This is a genomic window from Pseudomonas sp. ACN8 (assembly GCF_002303925.1).
Classification (GTDB): domain Bacteria; phylum Pseudomonadota; class Gammaproteobacteria; order Pseudomonadales; family Pseudomonadaceae; genus Aquipseudomonas.
Map to the genome: position 1 here is coordinate 141,707 of NZ_MRCS01000009.1, position 7,674 is coordinate 149,380.

Here is a 7,674-nt window from a genome sequence, read left to right on the forward strand (position 1 = left end):
GATCGCCCCAGAGTCAATGGTCAACCCACAGAAGATCGGTATCGTCTACGTAGAACTACGTAGACGCCACGTACGTAGTAACGCGGATTTATTTGTGGACGCCATGCGCAGATATTGGGCCAGCTCCGCACTGCGGACACAATTATAAAAATTACCGCCGCAGTCACTGGCTGTCGGCAGGAGACACGCTATGCCCCGTCTGGCTAAACACCTCGCCTGGTTTGCCGTGGCTGTCCTGGGAGCGATTGCGCTGAGTGTTGTGGCCCTGCGCCGCGGCGAAGCGATCAACGCCCTGTGGATCGTAGTCGCAGCCGTCGCCATCTACCTCGTTGCCTACCGCTACTACAGCCTGTTCATCGCCAATAAAGTGATGCAGCTCGACCCCAATCGGGCCACACCGGCTGTGCTCAATAACGATGGTCTGGACTACGTGCCGACCAACAAACACGTACTCTTCGGTCACCACTTCGCCGCCATCGCTGGTGCAGGCCCTCTGGTCGGCCCGGTATTGGCGGCGCAGATGGGCTACCTGCCCGGCACGCTCTGGCTGATCGCTGGTGTGGTGCTGGCCGGTGCGGTTCAGGACTTCATGGTCCTGTTCATGTCCACCCGCCGCAACGGCCGCTCCCTGGGCGACATGGTCCGTGAAGAAATGGGCCGCATCCCCGGCACCATCGCGCTGTTCGGCTGCTTCCTGATCATGATCATCATCCTTGCGGTGCTGGCGCTGATCGTGGTGAAAGCCCTGGCCGAGAGCCCGTGGGGGATTTTCACGGTGATGGCGACCATCCCGATCGCGATGTTCATGGGCATCTACATGCGCTACATCCGCCCGGGCCGCATCGGCGAAATTTCGGTGATCGGCGTGCTGTTGCTGCTGGGTTCGATCTGGCTTGGCGGGCAGATTGCCGCGGATCCGGTGTGGGCCAAGGCCTTTACCTTTACTGGTCTCCAGATCACCTGGATGCTGATCGGCTACGGTTTTGTTGCAGCGGTGTTGCCGGTGTGGCTGATCCTGGCACCCCGCGATTACCTCTCCACCTTCCTGAAGATCGGCACCATCGTCGCCCTGGCCATCGGCATCCTGGTGACCATGCCCGAGCTGAAAATGCCGGCCCTGACTCAATTCATCGACGGCACCGGCCCGGTATGGAAGGGCGGTCTGTTCCCGTTCCTGTTCATCACCATCGCCTGTGGCGCGGTGTCGGGCTTCCATGCGCTGATCGCCTCCGGCACTACGCCGAAGCTGCTTGCCAGCGAGGGGCATGCTCGTTACATCGGTTACGGCGGCATGCTGATGGAATCGTTCGTGGCGATCATGGCCATGGTCGCGGCTTCCGTGATCGATCCGGGCGTGTACTTCGCCATGAACAGCCCGGCCGCTGTAGTCGGTGCCGATGCGGTGGCCGTTGCACAAACCGTCAGCAGCTGGGGCTTCGCCATTACCCCGGAAGCGCTGCAAGCCGTAGCCCATGACATCGGTGAAACCACCATCCTGGCCCGTGCCGGTGGTGCGCCGACATTGGCGGTGGGGATCGCGCAGATTCTGCACCACGTGTTGCCAGGCGAGAACACCATGGCGTTTTGGTACCACTTCGCGATCCTGTTCGAAGCGCTGTTCATCCTGACCGCTGTGGATGCCGGTACCCGTGCCGGTCGATTCATGCTGCAGGACTTGCTCGGCTCGTTCGTTCCGGCGCTGAAACGCACCGAATCCTGGACCGCCAACCTGATTGCCACCGCCGGTTGCGTGGCCATGTGGGGTTATCTGCTGTACCAGGGCGTGATCGATCCGTTGGGTGGCATCAACACCCTGTGGCCACTGTTTGGTATCTCCAACCAGATGCTGGCCGGTATCGCGCTGATGCTCGGCACCGTGGTGCTGATCAAGATGAAGCGCCAGCGTTATGTATGGGTGACCTTGCTGCCGGCCGTGTGGCTGCTGATCTGCACCACCACAGCGGGCTTCATCAAGCTGTTCGACGCCAACCCGGCGATCGGCTTTCTGGCCCTGGCGAAGAAGTACAGCGATGCGCTGGCCAACGGTCAGGTGCTGGCCCCGGCCAAGAGCATCGACCAGATGCAGCACGTGATCTTCAACGCCTACACCAACGCGACGCTGACCGCGCTGTTCCTGTTCGTGGTGTTCAGCATCCTGTTCTTTGCACTCAAGGTCGGTATTGCCGCCTGGGGCACCAAGGAACGCACGGACAAGGAAGCGCCATTCCAGGCGCTGCCGGATGCCTGATCATGTTCAATGACCTGAGTCGTCTCGGTAAATACCTCGGTCAGGCCGCGCGCCTGATGGTCGGCATGCCCGACTACGACAACTACGTCGAGCATATGCAGACCAAGCACCCGGACAAACCGGTGATGGACTACGAGGCGTTCTTCCGCGAGCGCCAGGAGGCCCGTTACGGCAGTAAAGCCGGACCGAAGTGCTGTTGAGAGAAACGAAAAAAACCGGCTGAAACAGGCCGGTTTTTTATTGCGTGCAGTAACGGCGTGGACATTTCAGGCCCCGTGGGTCATGGAAGCTTTGCCAACCTCCAGACTGATTTGAGCTGTTTATCAGCTATCTCCCCCAAATGAAGCGACAGTTTCCCCGAGCGGTACTTTAATGGATGGTCTGGAGCGACTGATCACTGGGCCGTCATAGCCTCAAGGCTATGGATCCCATACCGAAAAGCTATTTCTTCAATCGGTGATCCGGATCCACGCTTAAGGATGGTTAGCTGAAAACAAAATCAAGAGGAGATGCCATGTCAACTGAATCGAAATGCCCGTTCAATCACGCCGCTGGCGGTGGCACGACGAACCGCGACTGGTGGCCGAACCAACTGAATCTGAAGATCCTGAGTCAACACTCGCCCAAGTCTGACCCGCTGGGGGGCGACTTCAACTACGCCGAAGCCTTCAAGAGCCTGGACTTCCAGGCGCTGAAAAAAGACCTGACTGCGCTGATGACCGATTCCCAGGACTGGTGGCCGGCGGACTTCGGTCACTATGGGCCTCTCTTTATCCGCATGTCCTGGCACGCCGCGGGCACCTATCGCACCGGTGACGGCCGGGGTGGCGCCGGCTCCGGGCAGCAGCGTTTTGCACCGCTCAACAGCTGGCCGGACAACGTCAGCCTCGACAAGGCCCGTCGGCTGCTCTGGCCGGTCAAGCAAAAGTACGGCAACAAAATTTCCTGGGCCGACCTGATCGTCCTCGCCGGCAACGTCGCACTGGAATCCATGGGCTTCAAGACCTTTGGTTTTTCCGGCGGCCGCCCGGATGCCTGGGAACCGGACGAGGACGTCTACTGGGGTTCTGAAAGCAAGTGGCTGGCCGGAGACACGCGCTACGGCAAAGAGGACAAGCCGGTACAGAAACCTGGCGACGTCCCGCTCGTGGCCGAGCCGGGGCGCAACGAGGACAGCCGGACCGAGGAGGGACGCAATCTGGAAAACCCGCTCGCCGCGGTGCAGATGGGCCTGATCTACGTGAACCCGGAAGGTCCGGAAGGCGAGCCGGACCCGGTCGCATCGGCCAAGGATATCCGCGAAACCTTCGGCCGCATGGCGATGAACGATGAGGAAACCGTAGCGTTGATCGCCGGTGGCCACGCCTTCGGCAAGACCCATGGCGCCGGGCCTGCCGACAACGTCGGGCCAGAACCTGAAGCCGCTGGCCTGGAGCTGCAAGGCCTGGGCTGGAAAAGCACGTTCGGTACCGGCAAGGGGGCCGACACCATCACCAGCGGCCTGGAAGTGACCTGGACCACCACGCCGACCAAGTGGAGCAACAACTACCTGGAAAACCTGTTCGGTTTCGACTGGGAACTGACCAAGAGCCCGGCCGGCGCCCATCAGTGGAAGCCGAAGAACGGCGCGGGTGCCGGGACCATTCCGGATGCCCATGATCCGTCCAAACGCCGTGATCCAACGATGTTGACCTCTGACCTGGCCCTGCGTCTGGACCCGATCTACGAGCCGATTGCCCGGCGCTTCCTGGCCAACCCCGATCAACTGGCCGATGCCTTCGCCCGTGCCTGGTACAAGCTCATTCACCGTGACATGGGCCCGCTCTCACGCTACCTCGGCCCGGAAATGCCGAACGAGGAGCTGCTGTGGCAAGACCCGATCCCTGCTGTCGATCATCCGCTGGTCAATGACAGCGATGTGGCGAGCCTGAAAAGCAAGGTGCTGGCATCCGGGCTGACGGTCTCGCAGCTTGTATCTACAGCTTGGGCGGCGGCTTCCTCTTTCCGTGGTTCCGACAAACGCGGCGGTGCCAACGGCGGACGCTTGCGCCTGGAGCCGCAGAAGTCCTGGCAGGCCAACCAGCCAGAGCAACTGGCCCGCGTGCTGGCAAAACTCGAAAGCATCCAGAACGAGTTCAACAGTGGCGGCAAGAAAATCTCCCTGGCCGACCTGATCGTGCTCGCCGGTAATGCGGGCGTTGAACAGGCAGCAAAAAACGCCGGCCACAGTGTGACGGTGCCGTTCAGTCCGGGGCGCATGGACGCCAGCCAGGAACAGACCGATGTCGAATCCTTCGGTTTCCTGGAACCGATTGCCGACGGTTTCCGTAATTACCTGAAGCAACAGTACCGTGTTCCGGCCGAAAAACTGCTGATCGACAAGGCACAACTGCTGACGCTCAGCGCGCCGGAAATGACGGTATTGCTGGGTGGGCTGCGGGTGTTGAACACCAATGTCGGCCAGAGCAAACACGGTGTGTTCACCTCACGGCCGGAAGCCTTGACCAACGACTTCTTCACCAACCTGCTCGATATGGGGGTGGAGTGGAAGCCCGTGTCGGATGCTCAACAGGAGTTTGAAGGGCGTGATCGCAAGACCGGTGCTGTGAAGTGGACGGGAACCCGGGTTGACCTGGTCTTTGGTTCCAATGCGCAGTTGCGTGCGTTGGCCGAGTTCTATGCCACCGCCGATGCGCAACAGAAGTTCGTCAAGGACTTCGTCGCTGCGTGGACAAAAGTGATGAACCTGGATCGTTTCGATCTGAAATAGGGGAGGTTGTCGTAACGTTGGTATTGCCGGCAAAAAGTACCCCGGCTCGCCCTCCGGCTCCTGCATCAGCGGAGGGCAGCCAGCGGCCATAAACCTTGGCGATCAGGGTCCAAGTCTTTGTGGCCGAACTGCTTGGCGACCGAGATCAGTCGTCATGCTTGTGTTTATGTTTGTTCTTGTACTTATTTTTATGCTTGTGGTCGTAGTGGTCATTGTCATTATCGTTGTCCTTGGCCAGATTGTTGCCGATAGCACCACCTGCTGCGCCGCCCAGTCCAGCGCCGATCAGGCCACCGGTGGAACCACCAACACTGTTGCCGATTACCTGGCCACCCGCTGCACCGAGCCCCCCGCCAATGGCTGATTCGGTCTTGTTGCCACTCTTCGCAGATATTGCGCCCCCAGCTGCGCCACCTACGCCGGCTCCGATCGCAGCGCCAGTGCTACCTCCCATAGCCTGACCGACCGCGCTTCCAAGGGCGCCACCGACACCGCCACCGATTGCTGTGTTGGTGGCTTCGCCGGCGAGGGAGTACTGCGATACAAGGAGGCTTAGTGCAACGACAGTGAATGATTTACGCATCAGACAAACCTTTAGAAATACACAAGAACAGAAAAGTTTGTTGGTACGAAACAGTCAGGTCAACAGATATTCGACGGTGCATGAATTTGGATCAACCAATCTGTGATGAGTACAGCCGCTAGTTGATCAATTATGACCTGTGGGCACATACAAACCCCAAAGAGGGTTTTTTGAGGGCCTGAAAGCCGCGACCTGAGTGGGAGCGGGTCGCGGTCACTTGATCTTCGCCATTGACCGCGATGCCGTACCCGCCGATACGGGTTTGTATCCGCAGGTATCCGCAACGCCCGCCGTTACCGGGGCATACAAAACCGCCGTTTCCCGACACCCGGGCGATACACGGCAGCCTTCAAATGGAACCACCGGCATCGCGCCACTTTCGGCGCGGCCTGGCGTGGTTCAACTGGAGGAAAGACAATGTTGCGTACCCACACCCGTCACACCCTCGGCAAGCTTGGTCTGGTCCTGGCCGCCGCAGGGCTCGCGACTGTTGCGAGCCTCGCTCAAGCCCAGGAAACACAACCGGCCCCGGCGATGAAAAGCTGGCAGCAGGGCCTGCATCGCACCGACCTGGTACGCGAAGACCTGGGCGCCGCCAACCGCGAAGTCCTGCAGGTGCTCGTGGACTTCGATCAGGGCGTGACGTCGCCTAAACATGCTCACCCGGGCGTAGAAGTGGCGCACGTGATCAGCGGCACCTTTGAGTATCAGCTGGAAGGGCGGGCACCGGTAACGCTCAAGGCCGGTGATTCGTTGTACATCCCCGAAGGCGTGGCCCATGTGGCGAAGAACGTGGGCCAGGGCAAGGCCTCGGAACTGGCGACCTACATTGTCAAGAAAGGCGAGCCGCTGCTGATCATGAAGCAGTAATGTAGGAGCGAGCTCGCTCGCGATGGTCTTGAGAGCGCTGCGTTTAATCAATAAACACGCGTTATCGTTAACGACCATCGCGAGCGAGCTCGCTCCTACGTTTTTCGGTGGCGTTACTGACTGCAAACCTCCCACACGCAACCGCGCAACCAGCGATGCGCCGGATCGGCGTCCATGCGCGGGTGCCACAGCATCGAAACCGTGATGGCCGGCGTGGGGAACGGCAGGGCAAAGCAGTGCATCCCCTGGCACAGGTTGCCGACGTGCCGCTGCGGTACGCTGGCGACCAGGTCTGAAGCCCGGGCCAATGCGATCGCCGAAGAGAAACCGGCGACAATGGTGGCGATGTCCCGCTTCATTCCCAGCTCATTCAAGGCGTCGTCCATGACGCCTTTATCCTGGCCTCGGCGCGAGACCAGAATGTGCCGGGCGGCGGCATAACGCGCGGGTGTCATCTCGCCGCGAGCCAGTGGATGCCCCTTGCGCACGACGCCAATGAACCGGTCGCGAAACAGCATCCGGGTGCGCACTTCCGGGCTGGTGGATTCGCCGATCACGCCGGTTTCCAGATCCACCGCGCCTTCGCGCAGCAGGGTGCTGTCCTTGTTCAGCTTCTGCACGAAATTCAGGCGCACACCGGGTGCCTCCAGGTGGATGCGGTCGATCAGTGACGGTCCGAAATTTTCGACGAAGCCATCGCTGGTGCGCAGGGTGAAGGTGCGCACCAGTTGATCGAGGTCGAGTGTCTCGGTGGGGCGCAGGACGGCCTCGGCGTCCTGCACGAGCGCGCCGACCCGTTCACGCAACTCCAGGGCCCGGGGCGTGGGAACCAGTCCGCGCCCGGCCCGCACCAGCAGCGGATCGCCCGTGGCTTCGCGCAACCGCGCCAGCGCCCGGCTCATGGCTGAGGGGCTCAGGCGCAAACGCTTTGCCGCGCGGGCCACGCTGCCTTCTTCGAGCAACACGTTCAGGGTGGTCAACAGATTCAGGTCGGGCATGGAGTGAATCCTTGTGGGAGCGGGCTTGCTCGCGAAAGCAGTGTGTCAGGCGATACCAGTGTCGACTGATGCGCCGCCTTCGCGAGCAAGCCCGCTCCCACACTGGTTTGTGGGTAGATGGCGTTGTGTGCACGTATAAAGTGCAAATGCTGCGTCTTCCGCCATGTTATGGCCGGGCTTAGGCTTCGGACAACCTGTTTGCGGA

The 7,674-nt window shown here is 60.7% G+C and carries 6 protein-coding genes; 4 read left to right on the plus strand and 2 right to left on the minus strand.

Annotation, left to right across the window (positions count from 1 at the left end):
• The first annotated feature begins 190 nt into the window (after positions 1 to 190).
• From BSF44_RS07390 to katG, 3 genes are all read left to right on the plus strand, one after another.
• Complete coding sequence (locus tag BSF44_RS07390; RefSeq protein ID WP_095942940.1) at positions 191 to 2,248, plus strand: carbon starvation CstA family protein; 2,058 nt, start codon at positions 191 to 193, stop codon at positions 2,246 to 2,248.
• Positions 2,249 to 2,250: 2 nt separating this feature from the next.
• A complete protein-coding gene (locus tag BSF44_RS07395) occupies positions 2,251 to 2,448 on the plus strand; it encodes a YbdD/YjiX family protein (RefSeq protein ID WP_007976534.1) in 198 nt (65 codons plus the stop codon).
• A 314-nt stretch (positions 2,449 to 2,762) separates the two neighbouring features.
• On the plus strand, positions 2,763 to 5,018 hold the full coding sequence (gene katG / locus BSF44_RS07400) for a catalase/peroxidase HPI (RefSeq protein WP_095942941.1): 2,256 nt from the start codon (positions 2,763 to 2,765) through the stop codon (positions 5,016 to 5,018).
• A 145-nt stretch (positions 5,019 to 5,163) separates the two neighbouring features.
• Here katG and BSF44_RS07410 read toward each other — a convergent pair whose 3' ends face one another.
• Positions 5,164 to 5,601 (minus strand): glycine zipper domain-containing protein, encoded by a 438-nt coding sequence (locus tag BSF44_RS07410; RefSeq protein WP_095942942.1) that lies wholly within the window; start codon positions 5,599 to 5,601, stop codon positions 5,164 to 5,166.
• A gap of 417 nt (positions 5,602 to 6,018) precedes the next feature.
• On the opposite strand from BSF44_RS07410, the gene BSF44_RS07415 reads away from it, so the two are divergent.
• Entirely contained in the window at positions 6,019 to 6,471 is a 453-nt protein-coding gene (locus tag BSF44_RS07415; RefSeq protein WP_095942943.1) for a cupin domain-containing protein, read from the plus strand.
• A 113-nt stretch (positions 6,472 to 6,584) separates the two neighbouring features.
• Here BSF44_RS07415 and BSF44_RS07420 read toward each other — a convergent pair whose 3' ends face one another.
• On the minus strand, positions 6,585 to 7,469 hold the full coding sequence (locus BSF44_RS07420) for a LysR family transcriptional regulator (RefSeq protein ID WP_095942944.1): 885 nt from the start codon (positions 7,467 to 7,469) through the stop codon (positions 6,585 to 6,587).
• Positions 7,470 to 7,674: the final 205 nt, after the last annotated feature.

Coding starts and splice junctions, on each gene's coding strand:
- BSF44_RS07420 (WP_095942944.1), bottom strand. CDS start 7,469: ATGCCCGACCTGAATCTGTTGACCACCCTGAACGTGTTGCTCGAAGAA.
- katG (WP_095942941.1), top strand. CDS start 2,763: ATGTCAACTGAATCGAAATGCCCGTTCAATCACGCCGCTGGCGGTGGC.
- BSF44_RS07390 (WP_095942940.1), top strand. CDS start 191: ATGCCCCGTCTGGCTAAACACCTCGCCTGGTTTGCCGTGGCTGTCCTG.
- BSF44_RS07410 (WP_095942942.1), bottom strand. CDS start 5,601: ATGCGTAAATCATTCACTGTCGTTGCACTAAGCCTCCTTGTATCGCAG.
- BSF44_RS07415 (WP_095942943.1), top strand. CDS start 6,019: ATGTTGCGTACCCACACCCGTCACACCCTCGGCAAGCTTGGTCTGGTC.
- BSF44_RS07395 (WP_007976534.1), top strand. CDS start 2,251: ATGTTCAATGACCTGAGTCGTCTCGGTAAATACCTCGGTCAGGCCGCG.